General features: G+C 40.8%; 12 protein-coding genes and 2 tRNA genes. 4 read left to right on the top strand and 10 right to left on the bottom strand.

Features of this window, described 5'->3' with window-relative positions; all coding sequences use genetic code 11:
- Nucleotides 1-9 precede the first annotated feature (9 nt).
- Both K7X70_RS01380 and K7X70_RS01375 read right to left on the bottom strand, forming a co-directional pair.
- Nucleotides 10-1,413 (bottom strand): anthranilate synthase component I family protein, encoded by a 1,404-nt coding sequence (locus K7X70_RS01380; RefSeq protein WP_222535384.1) that lies wholly within the window; start codon nucleotides 1,411-1,413, stop codon nucleotides 10-12.
- A 254-nt stretch (nucleotides 1,414-1,667) separates the two neighbouring features.
- Nucleotides 1,668-2,102, bottom strand: coding sequence for a cytochrome B (locus K7X70_RS01375; RefSeq protein ID WP_222535383.1), 435 nt, complete (start codon nucleotides 2,100-2,102; stop codon nucleotides 1,668-1,670).
- Nucleotides 2,103-2,381: 279 nt separating this feature from the next.
- Here K7X70_RS01375 and K7X70_RS01370 point away from each other — a divergent pair, with 279 nt between their 5' ends.
- A complete protein-coding gene (locus tag K7X70_RS01370) occupies nucleotides 2,382-5,108 on the top strand; it encodes an amidohydrolase family protein (RefSeq protein WP_222535382.1) in 2,727 nt (908 codons plus the stop codon).
- Nucleotides 5,101-6,414 (top strand): amidohydrolase family protein, encoded by a 1,314-nt coding sequence (locus K7X70_RS01365; RefSeq protein WP_222535381.1) that lies wholly within the window; start codon nucleotides 5,101-5,103, stop codon nucleotides 6,412-6,414. Before K7X70_RS01370 ends, K7X70_RS01365 begins: the two co-directional genes overlap by 8 nt.
- Before the next feature lie 127 nt (nucleotides 6,415-6,541).
- Here the strand turns inward: K7X70_RS01365 and K7X70_RS01360 are convergent.
- Both K7X70_RS01360 and K7X70_RS01355 read right to left on the bottom strand, forming a co-directional pair.
- Nucleotides 6,542-6,684: transfer RNA gene (locus K7X70_RS01360), tRNA-Asp, on the bottom strand.
- A 98-nt stretch (nucleotides 6,685-6,782) separates the two neighbouring features.
- Nucleotides 6,783-6,893, bottom strand: a tRNA-Asp gene (locus K7X70_RS01355).
- A gap of 156 nt (nucleotides 6,894-7,049) precedes the next feature.
- Here K7X70_RS01355 and K7X70_RS01350 point away from each other — a divergent pair.
- The gene (locus K7X70_RS01350; RefSeq protein WP_062546475.1) at nucleotides 7,050-7,523 is read left to right on the top strand and encodes an Lrp/AsnC ligand binding domain-containing protein; all 474 of its coding nucleotides are present in this window, start codon (nucleotides 7,050-7,052) and stop codon (nucleotides 7,521-7,523) included.
- 50 nt (nucleotides 7,524-7,573) lie between these two features.
- Here K7X70_RS01350 and K7X70_RS01345 read toward each other — a convergent pair whose 3' ends face one another.
- The 5 genes from K7X70_RS01345 to K7X70_RS01325 all read right to left on the bottom strand — a co-directional run bounded on the left by K7X70_RS01345 (nucleotide 7,574) and on the right by K7X70_RS01325 (nucleotide 17,671).
- Nucleotides 7,574-9,886 (bottom strand): Tex family protein, encoded by a 2,313-nt coding sequence (locus K7X70_RS01345; protein ID WP_222535380.1) that lies wholly within the window; start codon nucleotides 9,884-9,886, stop codon nucleotides 7,574-7,576.
- A gap of 173 nt (nucleotides 9,887-10,059) precedes the next feature.
- Nucleotides 10,060-11,046: a pyruvate dehydrogenase complex E1 component subunit beta gene (locus K7X70_RS01340; protein ID WP_187667227.1), complete on the bottom strand. Its 987-nt coding sequence runs from the start codon at nucleotides 11,044-11,046 to the stop codon at nucleotides 10,060-10,062.
- 86 nt (nucleotides 11,047-11,132) lie between these two features.
- Nucleotides 11,133-11,492 (bottom strand): bleomycin resistance protein, encoded by a 360-nt coding sequence (locus K7X70_RS01335; RefSeq protein ID WP_222535379.1) that lies wholly within the window; start codon nucleotides 11,490-11,492, stop codon nucleotides 11,133-11,135.
- Nucleotides 11,493-11,513: 21 nt separating this feature from the next.
- Nucleotides 11,514-14,429 carry a PD-(D/E)XK nuclease family protein gene (locus K7X70_RS01330; protein ID WP_222535378.1) on the bottom strand — a complete coding sequence of 972 codons (2,916 nt, stop codon included), beginning with the start codon at nucleotides 14,427-14,429 and terminating at the stop codon, nucleotides 11,514-11,516.
- A gap of 2 nt (nucleotides 14,430-14,431) precedes the next feature.
- Nucleotides 14,432-17,671 carry a UvrD-helicase domain-containing protein gene (locus K7X70_RS01325; protein WP_222535377.1) on the bottom strand — a complete coding sequence of 1,080 codons (3,240 nt, stop codon included), beginning with the start codon at nucleotides 17,669-17,671 and terminating at the stop codon, nucleotides 14,432-14,434.
- Nucleotides 17,672-17,868: 197 nt separating this feature from the next.
- Between K7X70_RS01325 and K7X70_RS01320 the strand changes: the two genes are divergently transcribed.
- Complete coding sequence (locus tag K7X70_RS01320) at nucleotides 17,869-18,366, top strand: thioredoxin family protein (RefSeq protein WP_222535376.1); 498 nt, start codon at nucleotides 17,869-17,871, stop codon at nucleotides 18,364-18,366.
- Between the two features lie 88 nt (nucleotides 18,367-18,454).
- On the opposite strand, the gene K7X70_RS01315 is transcribed toward K7X70_RS01320, so the two are convergent.
- Entirely contained in the window at nucleotides 18,455-20,191 is a 1,737-nt protein-coding gene (locus K7X70_RS01315; protein WP_222535375.1) for a glycoside hydrolase family 3 protein, read from the bottom strand.
- Between the last annotated feature and the right edge of the window lie 30 nt (nucleotides 20,192-20,221).

Below are 20,221 nucleotides of genomic sequence, written 5' to 3'. Positions count from 1 at the left end.
TTTGTCATGTTATATCCCTGTGGCCATTTCTACAGCTCTGCGAAGGGCTGCAATTTTGTTATTTACTTCCTGCATTTCATTTTCAGGGATAGAATCGGCCACAATACCCGCTCCTGCCCTATAGTGCAATTCATTGTTTTTACTCATAAAAGTACGGATCATAATGGCATGATTGAACGTGTCATTAAAGCCCATATATCCGATAGCACCTGCATAAAAATTACGTCCTAAGCCTTCGTACTCATCAATCAGCTGCATGGCACGATATTTTGGTGCACCGCTCAATGTTCCTGCAGGGTAAGTATCCGCCACCACTTTGAAAGAAGAGACATCTTTTTGAAGGTTCCCGCTAACTTTAGAAACCAGGTGTATCAAATGAGAATAATATTGAACTTCTTTAAACGATTTCACGGCTACACCACTGCAATGTCTGCTCAGGTCATTTCTTGCCAGATCTACCAGCATCACATGTTCTGCGCTTTCCTTCGGATCCTGCTCCAGTTTTCTGGCCAGTTCTGCGTCTTCTTCATCATTTCCAGTACGTTTAAAGGTACCTGCAATCGGGAAAATATTGGCTACATTGTTTTTAATAGTGATTTGTGCTTCCGGCGAAGAACCAAATAACTTGAAGCTTCCATAGTCGAAATAGAAAAGATATGGAGAAGGATTGATGGAGCGTAAGCAACGGTATACATTAAATTCATCACCCAAAAATCCTTGCTTAAATGCTCTTGATGGGACAATTTGAAAAACATCACCTCGTAAAATGTGCTTTTTCATTTTATCGACGATGTCCATAAAACCCTGGTCGGTTAAGTTAGAATGCTCCTCTCCAGTAGTTTTGAAACTGTATTCCGGGAAGTTTTTATTCTGGACCAGGTACTCCATTTTCTCCAGGTCATCATCTTCATCCCCGTTAAAAGTATTTTTAAATAAGGTCACTTCGTTCTTAAAGTGGTCAATGGCAATGATGTACCGATAAATATGATACTGCATCATCGGGATGTCCTCTCCTTCAGGAGAAGTAGCCTGGAAAGAAATGTCTTCAAAATGTTGAATGGCATTCCAGGTGAAATAACCAAATAAACCATTAGAGATATAGCGCGTATCATTGACTACGCCAGGCTCAAACTGCTGCTTAAAAGCATCAATTTCTTCAGTGAGCACAAAGTTCTCTTTTTCCACTTTCTTTCCATCGGGGAAATAAGTAGATAAGATGCCATTCTTCAATACGATCCCGGCCACTGGCTGGGCACACACGTAACTCACCGAGTTCTCGCGACTGTGGTAATCGGAACTTTCCAATAAAATGGTGTTCGGATATACATCCCTCAACCTCAGGTAAATACTTACCGGAGTAGTGGTATCCGCAAGACGCTTCTTGTAAGTGGTGTTAATGATATAATTCTTCATCTTAAATCTTAGTTTTCATCAGTATGCAATTGTATTTCATCGCCGTCATAAAAATTTTTATACAAAAAAACCCGACGTGTGGTTACGTCGGGTTTATAAGTGTGGTTTGGTTTAGGTTGATAAACTATAAGGTACACAAAGCTACGACGAAACTCTTTTCAGAATTACTGCGCCATTGCCAAGTATGTATATTGTTAATCATGTGCAACAAAAATATAAATAAATCTTACAACACCAAATTAAATTGTGAAATTTTATGATGCTCCCCAGAATGTCCTTGTAGGATCAACCTGAGTCATCTGAATAATAGAGGCAACGATAACGATCAGTCCAAGGCCAAAATATAGGGCGATAGTACGGTGTTTGCTCGCTGCATCGTCTATACGTTTCGATCTTGCATTGCCAATAGTCACTAAAATAGCCGCAAAAATCATCATTCCGATATGCTCCATTTTCCAATATCTAATCCCTGCCTGAACCAGTGGACTCAAGAAATACAAGCCCAATCCAAATAATATTTGGGTATGTACAAAGATCAATGTGAAAACATTTATCTTTCTATTTGCTTCTGTATATGGTTTTTTGCCTAACCATCCAGCCAATGCCTGAACGATTGCCAACACCAACATAATTAAAACCAGGTAACGCCATCCTGAGTGCGCACTTTTCAAAATATGATAGAAATCCATAACAAGTTTTTCTTTCAAACTTAACCAATAAAATACATTTTAAAAAAAAGGAAAAATAGTAATCGATATTTAAAATCATTATAAACTAATAGAGTTGTAGTTCGCAAGACCTGCTTTCCCTTGAATACTACACATTTGTAGCAGAGTACTCACACTTCACTCGTCAGCATATTTACACATTCAGCCTAAAACTAACCTTCCGCTCTTGGTAAAAAATAGGTTATAAACAAATGCTCCCGTTTTTTTAGGTTAGATTTAGGTACTAAAAACTAAATCTTTATGAAGAAAATTCTACTCTCGCTTGCGTTGGTCTTTTCTGGTACCCTGGTATTTGCTCAGCAGACCTACCCAGTAAATGGGTCTTATGATATCAGACCGGGGAATTATGCTTTTACCAATGCAAACATCGTGGTAAATGCGAACCAGACCATTCCCAACGGAACCTTATTAATTAAGGGCCAAACTATCCAATCTGTAGGCAGCGGAACCGCCATACCGAAAGGCTATGTCGTGATCGATCTAAAAGGAAAATTTATTTACCCTTCTTTGGTGGATGCATTTTCGGCTTATGGTATACCGGAAAATACCAGAACCTCAACCGGAGGTATGCGTCAATCCATCTTTACTTCTACTAAAAAAGGTGCTTATGGCTGGAATGAAGCCATTAGACCAGAAACACAAGTGAATGCGATCTTTGCAATCGACACTAAAAAAGCAGACGAGTTGCGCAAAGCTGGATTCGGCAGCGTAAACGTCATCAACAGAGATGGTATTGCTCGTGGCACCTCTTCCGTGGTCAGCCTGAGTGATGAAAGAGAGAACAGTACCATGCTAAAACCTGAGGCTGCTGCAAACTACTCTTTCAATAAAGGTTCTTCGCAGAACGATTATCCAACCTCATTAATGGGCTCCATTGCCCTATTGCGTCAAACTTATTATGATGCGCAATGGTATGGCAAGCAAAAAGAAGAATACAACATCTCTTTGGAAGCATTTAACAAGCAACAGCAAATCCCACAAATTTTTGAAGCCGATGGCTGGCAAAATATTTTGCGCGCAGATAAAATTGGCAAAGAGTTTGGGAAGCAGTACATCATCAAATCCAATGGCGATGAATATCAGCGTGTAGACGCAGTAAAGGCAACTGGCGCCAGTTTGATTATTCCGATCAACTTTGTTAAAGCTTATGATGTGGAAGATCCTGCAGATGCAAGAAATGTGACTTTAGCACAGATGAAAGGATGGGAAATGGCTCCTTCAAATCCAGGGATCCTGGAGAAAGCAGGGATTAAATTCTCCTTAACCACCTTCGGACTAGATAAAGCTGCTGATTTCTGGACCAATATCCGCACTGCGATCGACAATGGCCTGACTCAAAAACAAGCACTTTTATCGGTTACTGAAATCCCAGCAGCAATGATTGGTGTTGCTGACAAAGTGGGAACGCTGGAAAAAGGAAAACTGGCTAACTTCATTATCACTTCCGATAGTCTCTTTAAAAAGAACAACATTGTATTGGAAAACTGGGTACAAGGAAAAAGATTCATCACCAATAAAAAGGATGAAAAAGATACCACCTCAAAAACATTAGCTAAAAAAGACCTGGAAAAACCAGTTTTAAATGCCGGCACACTCATTTATCCTTTCACCGCTTTCGGTACCGCCAGCCCATTAAAACAGGAAACCGTATTGCTAAAAAATGCTACCGTATGGACAAATGAAAAAGAGGGTATTCTTCAAAATGCAGATGTATTACTAGAAAACGGCAAAATTAAAGCAGTTGGAAAAAACCTAAGTGCTGGCAATGCAAAAGTCATTGATGCTACAGGAAAGCACATTACACCGGGTTTGATTGATGAACATTCACATATCGCCGGAACAGGCGGCATCAATGAAGGCGCGCAATCTTCCTCCGCAGAAGTTCGTATTGCAGACATCATCAACTCAGAAGACGTAAACATTTATCGTCAGCTGGCAGGCGGTGTAACCACTTCGCACATCCTTCATGGTTCAGCAAATCCGATAGGTGGACAAGCACAGTTGATTAAACTTCGCTGGGGAAAACTGCCTGAGGAATTGAAATTTGCGGGAGCTGATGGTTTTATCAAATTCGCGCTTGGTGAAAACGTTAAACAGAGTAATTTCGGTACAGGTGCTCGTTTCCCTGTGACCAGAATGGGCGTAGAACAGTCTTTTGTTGATGAGTTTACACGAGCAAAGGAATATAAAACGGCATTAGCCACAAAAGGAAATAATGTACGCAAGGATTTAGAACTGGATGCGATTGTCGAAATTCTGGACAATAAACGTTTCATTACTTGTCATTCTTATGTGCAGTCGGAGATCAATATGCTGATGAATGTTGCCGATAGTCTTGGCTTTAAAATCAACACTTTCACCCATATTCTGGAAGGATACAAAGTGGCCGACAAAATGAAGGCACGCGGCATTAATGCTTCCACTTTCTCAGATTGGTGGGCTTATAAAATAGAAGTAGCAGAAGCAATTCCTTACAATGGAAAGATCATGCACAATGTGGGCATCACTACTGCATTCAACTCCGATGATGCGGAGATGGCACGCAGGTTAAATCAGGAAGCCGGTAAATCGGTATTATATGGTGGGGTACCAGAAGAAGATGCGTTGAAATTTGTGACCTTGAATCCTGCAAAAATGCTCCATATCGACAATAAAGTGGGCAGTATTAAAGTGGGTAAAGATGCAGACGTTGTAATCTGGTCGGCAAATCCATTGTCAATTTATGCGAAAGCAGAGAAAACTTTTGTAGATGGTATTTCTTATTGGGACATCGATCGCGATGAACAAGTTAGAAAAGACCAGCAGAATGAACGCGCAAGAATCATTAAAAAAATGCAGGAAAGTAAAGGAAAAGGTGGAAAAACACAGCGTCCAGTAGCTGAAAGCCCTCGCATGTACCATTGCGAGACTGTAGAAGATTATGCTATGGAACTAAACGAATTAGAAAGGACACATGCTCATGAATAAATATATTTTAACCGTATTCCTTACCGCAGCAGCAACGGTTGCAGGTTTCGCACAGGCGAATATCTCTCCGGCTCCTGCACAAAGCAAGCTGACTTATGTACTTGGTGCCAAATTACACCTGGGTAACGGCAGCGTCATTGAAAATGGCTACCTGATTTTTGACAAAGGGAAAATCACTGGCATTGGAGATGCAACGGTAGTTCGTCTGGACATGAGCAAAGGAAACCTGATTCAAGCGAATGGCAAACATGTATATCCTGGATTTATTGCGCCGGTAACTAACCTGGGCCTGACAGAATTCGAGTCGGTAAAAGCCACGCTTGACTTTGCTGAAATCGGAAACATCAATCCACATATCCGCTCTATTATTGCTTATAATACAGACTCTAAAGTTCCGGCAACCCTAAGAAGCAATGGCGTTTTAATGGCACAGGTTACTCCTCAGGGTGGAATGGTCTCAGGAAGCTCCTCTGTGGTACAACTGGATGCCTGGAATTGGGAAGATGCCGCAATTAAGAAAGACGATGCCATGCACATCACCTGGCCGATCGTTCCTAAAGGCAGAGGAGGTTTTGGCTTCCGAGGCCCTGTGATCGCACCAGAGGTCCTAAAAGAAAGGGCACAAAATTCAATTAATGAGCTGGATCAGCTTTTTGCAGAAGCGAAAGCTTATGCAGAAGGTCCAAAGCCTGCGGTCAGCAATGCACGTTTGGCAGCTATGAAAAACCTATTTAATGGTACACAGCGCTTGTTTATCAATGTAGATGGCCAGAAAGACATTATTGCAGCGGTAAATTTTGCGAAGAAGTATCAGATTACACCCACCATTGTTGGTGGTGATGAAGCTTACCTAATTACAGATTTCTTAAAGCAGAACAATGTGGCAGTAGTGGTGAAACAGCCGCATGCATTGCCGAATTCTGTGGATGATGATGTGAACATGCCTTATAAAAATGCGGCCGTATTGGCCAATGCAGGTATAAATGTAGTGGTGAGTATTGATGGTTACTGGCAACAGCGCAACCTTCCTTTTATGGCAGGAACCGTTGCTGCATGGGGACTAGATCCTGAAAAGGCATTACAAACCATCACTTTGAATACTGCAAAGGTATTGGGTATCGATAAAACTACCGGAAGTTTAGAAATGGGTAAGGATGCGACCTTCTTTATCTCCTCTGGAGATGCCTTGGATATGAAAAGTAATCATGTAGAACAGGCTTTTATTCAAGGAAGAGATATCAATCTAGACAATCTTCATAAACAACTGGATAAAAAATTCAGTGATAAGTATCAATTGAAACCATAATCTTTTAGCTAGTTCTGGCGGCTGTTTTGAAAAAAGCAGCCGCTTTTTTTTATGCAAAGACGCTAAAAAGAAAGTGACCTCATCCAAGGTCACTTTTTTTTAACTAACTTATTATTCATAAAAAAACTGGCTGTTGGGGAAGGAGTCGAACCTTCAAGGGGTAGTTAGCTATAGTTCAAAATCAATTGTGGTCAACCCATAAACTACGTTTATCCATTTATCCCCACCACCGAGACAAGGAGGCGTGTCTGCCAATTTCACCACCCAACATTATTTTAAAGGACAATCTTCTGAGTTTTAAGCGTTAAGTTGTAAATTTCCAAATGCACCTTATATTAGAATTAAAAAACTTATCACTCAAAACCTCATGGCTGTAGGGGAAGGAGTCGAACCTTCAAGGAGTAGTTAGCCCTTACGGGTTTTCCATATTCTCCACCACCGAGACAAGGAGGTGCGTCTGCCAGTTTCACCACCCTACAGAGTATAAGCAAATGTTAAAAGAACGATTATTTTTTGTTACTTGCTTGATACAAATGTAACAACAACCCTATTATGTTGCAAATATTTTAATCATATTATTTTATTATTACCATATTAATAATTATATTTGAATATCGTTAACAAATATCAAAATCATGCTTAAAAAAGAAAGCCAAAATTTAGAAATTGATAACCTGGATATTGACATTTTAAAACAGTTAATGCAGGATGCGACGAAACCTTACACGGAAATCGCTAAAGATCTGATCGTTTCTGGAGGAACGATCCACGTTCGGATGAAGAAATTACAGGAAATGGGCATTATCAAAGGCTCACATCTGATGATTGATCCGCAAAAGGCCGGCTATGACATTACTGCTTTCCTTGGAATTTACCTGGAAAAAGGAATTCAGTATAAGGATGCGGTAGCGCAATTGAGCAAAATCAAGGAAGTGGTGGAGCTACATTATACGACCGGTGCTTACAGTATGTTCGCTAAAATCATCTGTAGAGATACGAATCATCTAAGACATGTGCTGAATGAGGAAATACAGGCGGTTGAAGGTATTCAACGTACAGAAACACTGATTTCACTGGAAGAAAGTATCAGAAGACAGATTGAATTGTAATTCAATCTGTCTTCTTAATAAGAGTCATTTAAAAAAATTGACCGTCTAACTTATTTAAACTTGCTTTTCAAAGCTTCCAGTTTCAGCTGCAAATCGCCTTCTGGTTGTGCTTTCCCTTTTTGTTCAGGCTTCTGAACAGGTTTTGGCCTATTGCCAGCAGGATTTTTACTCACAGGCTTATTGAAAGTTCTTGCGCGCTCCTCTGGTTTTCCTGCTGCTTTCACTTTCGGCTTTGCTTCTCCTGATTTCATGGATAAAGAAATGCGTTTTCTTGCCGCATCAACCTCTACTACTGTCACCTCCACCTTTTGATGTACTTTGACCACATCATTAGGATTTGCTACAAAACGATCGGCCAGCTGACTGGTATGTACCAATCCATCCTGATGAACGCCTATATCCACGAAAGCACCGAAATTGGTAATATTGGTCACGATTCCCGGAAGTTTCATACCGATTCTTAAATCAGCGATTTCATTCACACCATCCGTAAAACTGAAAGCCTCGAACTGTTCCCTTGGATCTCTCCCTGGTTTCGCCAATTCGTTCATGATGTCGTTTAAAGTCGGCAGACCGATTTCCTCAGTTACATATTGCTGCAGCTTGATTTGCTTTCTTAACTCCGCATCTTTTACCAGCTGTGCAACACTGCAATTCAAGTCTCTCGCCATCTTATTCACCAAAGCATAACGCTCCGGGTGAACACCACTGGCATCCAAAATCTGCTCTGCATCTCTGATCCTTAAGAAACCCGCAGCCTGCTCATAAGCTTTATCACCTAGACGAGGTACCTTTTTCAGACTATCTCTATTTTTAAACGCACCATTTTCATTTCTATAGGTCACAATATTTTGTGCCAGTTGCGGACCTAAACCAGAAACATAGGCCAATACTTGTTTTGAAGCTGTATTTAACTCGACTCCTACCGCATTCACACAGCTCATCACCGTATCATCCAGTGATTGCTGTAATTTACTTTGGTCTACATCATGCTGGTATTGCCCCACCCCAATAGATTTAGGATCAATTTTCACCAATTCTGCCAATGGATCCATCAGCCTTCTTCCGATAGAAACCGCTCCACGAACGGTAATGTCCTGCGTAGGAAACTCCTCACGGGCCACATCTGAAGCGGAATAGATAGAAGCTCCATTTTCATTGACCATCACAACAGTCACCTCAGGAATCTGTAAACCACGGATAAACACTTCTGTTTCCCGACCTGCAGTACCGTTACCAATGGCAATGGCTTCTACCTGATGCTTTTTGCAAAGCTCAATAATTTTATCTGCTGCGTTTTTCACATTTCCTTGTCCGGTATGTGGGTATATCGCTGTATTTTCTAATAGTTTTCCTTGTCGGTCTAAACAAACCACCTTACATCCGGTACGGAATCCCGGGTCGATTGCCAGCACATTCTTTTGTCCCATCGGCGCTGCCAATAACAATTGTCTGGCATTTTCTGCAAATACGCGGATGGCTTCTGCATCTGCTTTCTCTTTTGAGAAAGAGCGGATTTCTGTTTCCATAGCTGGCCCCAAAAGACGCTTGTAAGAATCCTGAATGGCCATCTTCACGTGTTTCGTCGCTGCAGAATTGCCTTTGATAAATTGTTCCTCGATGATAGAGATCGCTCCTTCTTCTTCTGGCATCGTTTCCAATTTCAAAATCGCTTCATTTTCTCCTCTTCTCATGGCCAAAACACGGTGTGATGGTGCTGCTTTAAGCGGCTCTTCCCAGTCGAAATAATCTTTATACTTGATTCCTTCTACTTCTTTACCCTTCATTACAGAAGATTTAAAAGAAGATTTCTGCTGAAAATACTGACGCATTGAGGTCCTCAGCTCCACATGCTCATTCACAATTTCTGCAATGATGTCTCTTGCACCTGCCAGGGCTTCCTCTGTAGAATTCACCCCCAATTCCTCGTTTAAGAAGGCCTGAGCCTCCGAATCAGGATCACCTTTGCCCTGTTCCAGCAGCATTAGCGCCAATGGCTCCAAACCTTTCTTTCTAGCTTCAGAAGCTCTCGTTTTACGCTTGGGTTTATAAGGAAGGTAAATGTCTTCAATCGTAGTGATATCGCTGGCTGCATTGATCTGACGCTCTAATTCCGGACTCAGCTTATCCAATGCGGTTAGGGCTTTAAGAATTGCTTCTCTACGTTTGTCCAGCTCACGAAGCTGCTGAAATCTATCGCGGACTGCCGCTACCTGTACTTCATCTAAACTTCCGGTTACCTCTTTACGATAGCGGGAAATAAATGGTACAGTTGCACCGGCATCTAACAATTCGATGGTTGCAACAACCTGTTTTTCAGCTACACCAAGTTCGGTAGCAATTATTTTAGAATGATGACTCATTTAATGATCTTTTGATAGGCTAACGTACAATTGGCGCCAAAATTAAGGCTAACAATCGATATCCTCAAATAAATAATGTGTTAATGAATTGTTGGCTCCAGGTTAGAATGGGTTAAAAAAAATCCCGTTGGTAAATACCAACGGGATCCTATATTAACGATGTAATTTGTAACTTATTTTGCTACATATAATACTTCTTTTACTGCTTTAATTACTCTTTCAGCATTAGGTAAACTAGCCGCGATTAGTGTTGGTGCGTAAGGAAGTGGAACGTCTGCGCAAGTGATACGTAATACTGGTGCATCTAAATAGTCAAAAGCATTCTTTTGAACATTAAACGCAATCTCAGATGAGATAGAAGCCAATGGCCATGCCTCTTCCACTACCACTAAACGGTTTGTTTTCTTAACAGATTCAATGATTGTTGCATAATCAATAGGACGTACAGTACGTAAATCGATTACTTCAACATTGATTCCTTCTTTTGTCAGTTCTTCAACTGCAGGGTTTACCACACGGGTTAACATTTTACCGAAAGTAACAATTGTTACATCAGTTCCTTCTTTAACGATGTTAGCTTTACCGATAGGCAGGTAATATTCTTCTTCAGGAACTTCACCTTTATCACCATACATTACTTCAGATTCCATGAAAATCACTGGATCTGGATCAAGGATAGCTTGTTTTAATAAACCTTTAGCTTCATAAGGAGTAGATGGAACTACTACTTTTAAACCCGGGCAGTTTGCAAACCAGTTCTCAAAGTTTTGAGAGTGTTGTGCACCTAGCTGACCTGCATTTCCGGTTGGACCACGGAATACGATCGGAATAGAGAATTGACCTCCACTCATTGAAAGCATTTTGGCTGCACCGTTAATAATCTGATCAATAGCAACCAATGAGAAATTGAAAGTCATAAATTCTATGACCGGAACTAATCCATTCATTGCTGCGCCAATACCAATACCGGTAAAGCCCATTTCGGCAATAGGAGTATCAATTACGCGTTTGTCACCAAACTCGTCTAACATACCCTGACTTACTTTATAAGCACCATTGTATTGCGCTACTTCTTCACCCATCAAAAAAATGTTCTCGTTTTTACGCATTTCTTCACTTAGGGCTTCACGTAACGCTTCTCTAAATTGAATTTCTCTCATTGTATATTCAAATATTAACTGATGGCAAATATAACCATTGTAAATTAATTATAAAGTAGTGTTTTAATTACACTGTGTTTTCCGCATTAATTGCTGGTTTTTTCCAGGGGCTCACCGAAATGAATAATGTTCCCATTGTTGTCCAAAATAGAGAATTGACGCATCCCCCAGGGCATTTCAGCTAGTTTTCCATTCGGATGGATGATGCCTTGACGCTCATATTCCTGATACAATTGCAGTACATTATTTACATTAATATAACAGCCTGTATGCTTCGGAATGGCCGTATCTTCCGTAAACCAGAGGTGGATATTCACATGTTCCCGACTGAAAATCAGGTAACCATCCCATTGAGAATTGAGCGTAAAGCCCATTTTTTCAGTGTAAAAAGCAATGGTTTCCACCTGATGGATAGAAGCCAGAATAGGTACTGCTGAAAGTAACATAAGCGCTGTTTTTTTGTTTAATTATTTTCCACAAAGCGTTAAATAAGGACAATATGTACAATTTTCTGCAACGGTTGTATGCTTAAAAGGAAGGTCTGGATTGAATAATTCTTCCAGTTTCTGGCGCAGTAACTGCGTAAAATTTCCCTTCAGATCCTCCAGATGCTCTGCCTGTAAAAGCACTCTCTTTCTGTTTTCTTTTAAATAGAACAAGGTACCTTCATCACGCATTTTCCGTACAATATAAAGATTGGGCTCTACCCCAGAAATTTTTCTCGTCTGTTCATAAACATAAGTATAAAACAAGGTCTGTACCAAGGCTTTATTTTGCTTACCGCTCTCACTGTCAAACAGTTCATCAATTGAAGAAAAGCCGACTTCGTCTCTTCCTGTTTTGTAATCGACAATTCTGGTGACGCCATTACGCTGATCCACACGGTCAATAATGCCCAAAAAAGTCAGCTTTCGTTCTTCTCCTTTTACATGGATCGGGAAAGTCACTTTGTCGTAGTCCTTATTATTCTCCAGTTCTACGATTGAAAATGGCGCTTGCTGTTCGTCGTGGTCTAAAATTACATTAGCATACTCGGCAACAATGGCCAGCATGACCTGCTGCATCCCGCTATATTCCAGCCGTATTTCTTCCGTATCAAACATCTCTATCGCAAAAGCAAGCTTGCACATTTCTTTGAGCTGCGCTCTATTTTCAGCGATACGTTCTTTAGTGATATAAGGACTTTCAGCTTTTAATTTCTGATAAAAGAGCTCCATCACCTTGTGTAAGATAGAACCAATGCTGTTGGCTTCCATATTTTCGGCAAGCTCTTCCGGCTCTTCGACTTTGGCGATGTATTTATAGAAAAACTGCACCGGGCAATTGAGATAGGTAGTCAGTCTGGTAGCAGATAATTTCACCGGATTTTCCTCCTGATTGTCCAGATAAGTATATAAACGCCTCAATACCTCTCCTTCTTTTTTGATCTCAAATTCTAATTTCGGCTCAATGGAAAGAGATTGCGACTGGTCAAAATATTTAAAGGTATAGCCGCTTTCAAATTCCAGCTGCTTTAAAAAGCGACTAGGTTCTCCGGTATTGCTATCATCCGCTTGTCCGTTATAAACCAGACTTACTTTATTGGAACGCTGCAATAAGCGGTAAAACATATAGGCAGAAATGGCATCCTGATTTTCAATAACCGGTAATCCATAGGCCCTGCGGATACTGTCAGGAATGAAACTTGGCGACACATTGATCTGTGGCAAAATCCCTTCTGTGACACCTAGCACATATACATGCTCAAAATCCAGACTCCTGCTTTCCAGTAATCCCATCACCTGAACACCTTGCAATGGCTCCCCGCTTAAAGGAACCGCAATTCCCTGCACTGCTTTTTGCATCAAAGAAAGTACAAAAGAAAGTGGCAGATGTGCCGCATAATCTGCTAAAGTATCATGTAATCTGTTCAGTTCTTTCAGCGTAGCACCAAATAAGTCGGCTTCCGTTTGCTTTAAAGTCTTTTCTTCAAGCTGTCTTTCCAGTATCAGTTTGAAGACCTGCTGCAGCTGTTCGATGGCCATTAATCCAGCATCTACTTTGCTAAAAAATAAGATGGATAAAGGATCTTTATGCAACGTTTTTATCGGAACATCAATCAGTTGGGCTTTTAGAATTTCCTGCTGTACCGCATCTCTGTCAATAGGCAACACGCCCGTTAAAGGATGAGAAAGGAAGGCTTCTACTTCTCTGTAATAAATGGTGTCTTTCTTTCCATCAATCAGCTGCGCTTGAACGCTCAGCCATAAATCTGCCAATCCAAAAATGGAGGTCGCTAATAAGGGATACCCCATTGTAACGTTCAGTTCTATATTCGAAATACCTTCTGCATGCTGATATTTGGTAGGAATCGTTTGCAAAACGGGCAGCAATAAGCTTTCATCAGCAAGAATCAGTGCGATTTTCCCGGCATTGTCAGCTACATCCAATAATGGATAATCCTGTAACAATTCCTGCTGAAGAATCTTAGCCTGTGCTGTTTGTCCCTGTGTTTTATAAACATTAATTTCTTTCTGCTGTCCGCGAATCAGATCCCTTGCCTCACCTAAAGCATTTGGCAGCCCGAGTCGCTGTATATTTTTTCTCAGGAACAAACCTGCTTCCTGAGTCTCATCCTCTATATAGTATTTATCGACATCAAAATAGAATAAAGCTTTTTCATCTTTATTCCATTTCTTGAAAATCACGGCTTCCGCATTACTAAGGGCATTAAACCCTGCTAAAACAATCTTTCCATCTTTAAAATCGTCAATAAATTCTGGTTTATCCGCTTTTCCTTCAGCCAGCTGACGATAAATATAAGCCATCGTGGTATAACCTTTTTCTCTTAAAGCCGCATGAAATCCACGGTATAATTTAGGCATTCGTCTCCACATGCGGATAAACTGCTCCTGATGATATTGCTGCTTCCCAGCTGAAAAAGAAGACCAAAACTGCTCCAAAAATAGCTGCTGTTCTGCAGTCAGGTGCTGAAAATCCTTTTCAATCACCGCAATATCTTCCAGTTCCTGAAAAAGCTGATCCGCATTGACCAGATCGTTGTCTATTTGAGAAAAATCGCTGAGAATAATCCGGGCAATTGGATAGAAAACATCTGGATTGAGCGGTTTTCCTCCTTCTTCAATAATGAGCTTATTGTATTCTTTTAACAGGGTAAAAAACTGGTTAAAACCATCGGCCACCTGCAAATGAGTTGAAAGGGCGAAAAACTCCTGAATGGTAAAAAAGGAAGGTGCCCAAAAGGGTTTCCTCAGCGTATCTGCCAAATGGTTCTGCAGATAAGGCACCGGCCTTTTATTGTTAAAAACAACTGCGGCATGGTGCAGATCCGAACCCAACCTTTTTACTAAATCTTCTGCAACTTCTTTTAAAAACGCCTTCATCTTTACACTGATTTTAAGGTTGCACTATGTGCATAAAACAAATAGGTTTTCACCTTCTGGTAGCCCATTGCCAATAACAAGTCGCGGTATCCGTACACTTGTTTAATATGTGAATCGCTCTCTTTGAGCGTAAATTTATAATCGATTACGATGACCTCATTTCCAGAGATCAGCACTTTATCCGGCCGGTACATTTTCCCACGGATATCAATAATGCTCTTCTCATTGATCGTTTCCTTGCTGGTTTTTAATAAGGCTTGTAATTCGCCATGAGCCAATACATTTCCTGCCTGTCTACGTAAAGAAGGCAATTCCTCTGCTTTAAAAAAACCTTCATTGAGCATACTACTCAGCACAGTTTCCATTTCTTCCAAATTAGCAGATCTGGCCAGTACTTCATGCAATATCGTTCCTTCCCTGCCCGCATTGGTACCAGTAAGCATTTCCAGCTCTTTTCTTTTGAGGTTATTATTGAAAACTTCTGAAAGTCTTTCTGAAGTCGGATATTCCTGCAGATTGATGAAGGTTGGCCCGCTTTCTTCTACGCGATGTGTTTTACTTTTCTTAACCACGGGTTCGTCTACAAAAAACCGCCCATCTTCATCCAGCTGATCTTGTAAAGTCATGGCTAAAACATCCCCAATAGTACTTACCGTATCCGTTTTTTTACCTAAGCAAGTGATATATAGATACTCTTTTGTCCTGGTGGTGGCCACATACAGCATATTTAACGCATCCATATTATTGTAAAGCAATTCTTCGTAATAAGGGATGGCTACAGCTGATTGTCCTAATTCTTTATTGTATTTCAATGGGATACTTTGCAGCTGATGGTAAGCGGTATCTGCAGTAGGCACCCAGAAAATCCCATTTGGTTTTCCATTGATTTCCCAGTTGCAGAATGGCACCATAACCACTTTAAAGGCTAGTCCTTTAGATTTATGAATGGTAATCACCTGTACTGCATCGGTGTTTTCTGAAGATGGTAAAGTTTTTCTTTTGCCTTCTTCATCCCAATAGTTCAGAAAGGCGGTAATGCCTTTTTCCCCTTGCCGGGCGAAATTCCCTGCCAGATCTCTCAAAGCAAATAAATAAGGTAAATGCGAAGAATGCTTTGCCTCACTCAGTCCATAAGCATGAATCAGTTTTTCCAGTAATTCTGGCAATGGCTGCTGCATCCAACTCTTCCAATTTTCACAAAGCTGAAGAGGCAGTCGATCGATTAAATGCTCCAGGCCTTTAATTTTCAGGTTGAATAAATGATCCGGCAGCACTTCTACTTCCCTCAACTGTGCATACATACTGATGATATTCGCTTTATACAAAGCGGTATTCCCGGGGATTCCTGCCATCACTTTTAGTGTGTTGATCAGGATTTTAACCGCGGTATTGTTTTCAATTAAGAGTGCCTCACCGGAAATCACATTGATGTTATTTTCCATCAAAGCATCTACTACAGCAATGGCTTCCGAATTGGAGCGCACCAAAACACAGGCATCACCGGCTTTATAACGCTTCTCTTCCAGAATCAGGCGTTTTAAAGTCTCTACCATGCGCCTTAAAGCCTCTGGTTTGAAGCCTGTACGGCCCAAACTTGCCCCATTGGCGTCTGTTTTCAAAACAGAGAAATCAATGGCACCACCTGCTGCTGTTTTTGGCGTGATCTTCTGAGTCACTTCCTCATATACATCGGTCATGATGTGACTGAAGCCTTTTTCTTCCCACCAATCTGCTAATTTCTGATTGGCGGATTGTTCTCCAATCGTTTCATTTAAGCGACGCTGCATCAGGATCGGCAATGCTTTAAAAAGCGTATTGTTAAAGGAGATGATATTTTCTGTACTCCGATAATTTTCTTCCAGATTTGCGGCAACCACATAGGTTTCGCCAATGTCTTTCTTGGCCTGCTGATGAAGGATGTTCCAATCACCATTGCGCCAGCGGTAAATAGATTGTTTTACATCGCCAACAATCAAATGGTCGATCAGTTTCCCATTGGCTTCTGCCATTGCATTTTTCAATAAAGGCTTAAAGTTGCCCCATTGGTTCGCAGAAGTATCCTGAAATTCATCGAATAAGAAATGTCGGTAACGACTACCCGTTTTTTCCCAGATAAAAGCTGGGTTGTCATCATCTTCGCCTGTAATTCCTTTCAGTAGATTTTGAGCATCACTGATGAGTAAGTTGCCACTTTCCTGTCGGTAAGTTTTCAGCAAAACAGCCATTTCCTGCATTAAGCGCAGGTAGTATAAATTTTTATTGAAGGCCTGAGCAAGAATATATTCTGGCAGGCCATTGCTATAATGCTGGTATAATTTATCAAGAATGGGATTCAAGGTATAGTATAAACTATCATCAGCCCCAGCTTTAAACCACTCTTCCGGCTCATTGATTAATTTAGCAATCGTTTCAATTTTTGAAAAATCACCATCAGCAATCTTGGCAATGGCCAATAAAGGCGACCTTGATTTTCCTTTGAGCTGATCGGTCGCGATATTTGCAGCTTCAAATAAATTAGTGGCCCGTAATGCCAGTTCTTTGAGCGCGCTTTCAAATAAACTGATTTGCTGCTTGGTGGATTTACTGTACTCCCCGAACATGACATTGAGGTCGTTATGCTCGATTAATTCCTGAATGGCATTATCGAAAGGCTGATAACGTTCTTTAAATATCTCGCCGGCCAGGTCGGTCAGCTCATTTCTGTAATTCCAGCTTACATTGTTACTGATCCGGTCTAAAGCAAGGTCTATGATCCACTGCAGCAAATTTGGATTGTGGTCCATCTGCTCATCCAGCTTATCCGCAAGCTCGTTTTTTACTTTTTCAAAATTCATTTCCAGCGCATAGCCAGAATCCAGTCCCAGTTCAAAGGCAAAACCTCTGATCACCTTTTGAACGAAACCATCAATTGTACTCACGGAAAAACGACTGTAATCGTGAAGGATTCTCTTATAAATTGCCTCTGATCTTTGCTGAAGCAATGTTTTATTTAAATCTGGATGCGCTTTTAAAACCAATATCCGGTAATCTTCCACCTCATCCTGACCTAAGGCAAAGCCTTTCAATACCTCCATGATTCTGGTTTTCATCTCCTCCGTCGCCTTATTGGTGAAGGTAACGGCAAGAATTTCCCGGTATTTGGTTTCACCGGATAATAGAAGGGTCAAATAATGGGCTGTAAGACTGAATGTTTTACCAGATCCTGCGGAAGCTTGTAGTATTTTTAACGGCTGTTGAGGCATTAGGTAAAGCTAAAGGATTCTTCCGAAGTTTCCACAAAATAGTAAACTACCAGATTAGTAGAGTAATTTTATACTCAGATTACAAAAAGGTCTCAATAGTTTTTTACTTTTGGGTATAGCTGTATGACCATTGGATTTCAAGTCAAAGAAAGCTGAAACCGACGTTTATTGTACCCATAACTAACCTATAAATTGTAATGAAAAAATTAACCTTACTACTTTTCGCTTTTATAACTATCTCTATCAGCACTTTTGCTCAGGATACGAAGGAAGCTGTTAAAATTTACAATCCTGCGGCGAATGCTCAGTCCGACCTTGATGCTGCCATAGCAAAGGCTAAAAAAGAAGGTAAACATGTATTTGTGCAGGTAGGAGGAAACTGGTGCTCCTGGTGCATCGCTTTTCATAACCTGGTAGACCATACCCCTGAGCTTAAAAAATTGCTGAACGACAATTATGAAACAGTGTTGATCAATTATAGCAAAGAGAACAAAAATGAAGCAGTATTGGCCAAATTACAATACCCAGGACGTTTCGGTTTTCCTGTATTTCTGATTCTTGATGGTAATGGAAAACTTTTACACACGCAAAACTCAGCTTATCTGGAAGAAGGAAAAGGTCACAGTGTGAAAAAAGTAACGGAATTCCTTAAAAACTGGAATGTTGCCGCGTTAAAACCGGAAAACAATAAATAAAATTACAAAAGGTCTGAATGGCCATCAACTATTAAAAAAATCCCTCAAGAGCTTATGGTTTTTTGAGGGATTTTTTTTTTACAGCACCTTACTCACCATCACCATACTTAAAGAAAGTATTCACGGTAACCGGTAATTTTCCAGAAGTAGTCAATTGATTTTTAATCACAGACGATGCTGCACGCTGCATAAAATCCTCCTTTTGATAAGCAACCACCAGTACCTTGCTATTTTCCAGGCCTGGCAAGGCAGCCAGGTTATAGGGGTTGGCAAATAAAGCAAATACAGCATTTTTATTGGCCATGTCTTTAATAAACATTTTCAGATCTGCGCTCAACACGATTCCATTCCCAGGGCGGGTTCTTGTATCATGAATCCCAATAATTACCTGATCAAAGTTGCCCATCTCTTTTAACACTTTCGCAATAGCATTGGCATTTGCGGTTTTATCCAAAGTATAAAAAACGGAGTTTTTATAAAATTTACCCAGGTCCTGTTGGAAAGTCGTCACCTGAGGGGTTCCAATGCTAATGATCGCTGTTCTCTTTTGAGCAGTAAGCGTTTTTAGGTATTGTTTTCCCCTTAACAAAGTCATCGAAGCATCTGCCAGTTGCTGCAACAGCACTTTACTTTCCGGCCGGTTGACTTCCGCGTAAACATTGTTTTCATTTATCGTGTCTTTACCATTTAAGCCTGCCCAATATTTAGCGGTCAGGATTTTCTTTACACTTTCATCGATGCGTTCCATAGGAATTCGGCCTTCTCTAACGGCTTTCCTCACCAGCTTAATTGCCCTTGCACTATTTTCTGAAAGCTCCAGGATGTCATTACCTGCAATGATGCCCATCACATCAGCCTCACCATCTTTAAAATATTTCACTACCCCTTTCATGCCCATCGCATCAGAAATGATAATGCCTTTAAAGCCTAGCTCTTCTTTTAAGATACCTGTAACGATCGGTTTTGATAAGGTAGAAGGCATATTAGGCGTATTATCCAGTGCCGGAATGTTCATGTGTGCGATCATCACTCCCGCTGCTCCCTCTTTGATCAGCTCGCGAAAAGGATAAATTTCCAGACTGTCCAATCTCTCTTTTGAAAATGGCAGTTTTGGCAAATCGTAATGAGAATCGACATCAGTATCCCCATGACCTGGAAAATGTTTCAAGCTCACCAATAGTCCACCATCCTGCATCCCTTTCATATAAGCCAAAGCTTTAGCGGTTACGTTGTATTTATTTTCACCAAAAGACCGGTAATTGATGACTGGATTTTTAGGGTTATTATTCACATCTACATCTGGGGCCAGATTCATGTGCATCCCAATCCGCTTGTAATCTTTCGCCACTTCCAAACCCATTCTATAAATCAGTTCTTTGTCTTGAACCGCCCCTAAAGCCATTTGGTAAGGGTAAGAAATAGTGCTGTCTAAACGCATCCCCAATCCCCATTCGCCATCAGAAGTAATCAGTAAAGGCACGCGGGCCAATGCCTGGTATCTATTGGTCAGGATGGCTTGTCGGCCCGGCCCTCCCTGAAAAAACACAAGTCCACCAATCCTTTCTTTCTTCACCACATTGGCAATGGAATCTTCGAATGCTTTGCCCATATCTGTGTGTGCCCTCACAAAAAACAACTGGGCGATTTTCTGGCGCTTATTTAATTTGTTAAACACAGAGTCGACCCATGGGTTAGGACTAGACAAAGTTTCTATATAGCTTTTTCGCTGCGCTGCTGATTTAGATGATGGCAATTCCTGTGAAAAAACGGCAGAAAGGCCCGTTAAAGAGAAAATAAAGACAAATATGGGGTACTTAAATTTCATTGAGCTAGTGTTCGGTTAAATTTCAAATAT

The organism is Pedobacter polysacchareus, assembly GCF_019802255.1.
Lineage (GTDB): Bacteria > Bacteroidota > Bacteroidia > Sphingobacteriales > Sphingobacteriaceae > Pedobacter > Pedobacter polysacchareus.
Note: the sequence above shows the minus strand (reverse complement) of the source record. Positions and strands in the feature narration are given on the sequence as shown.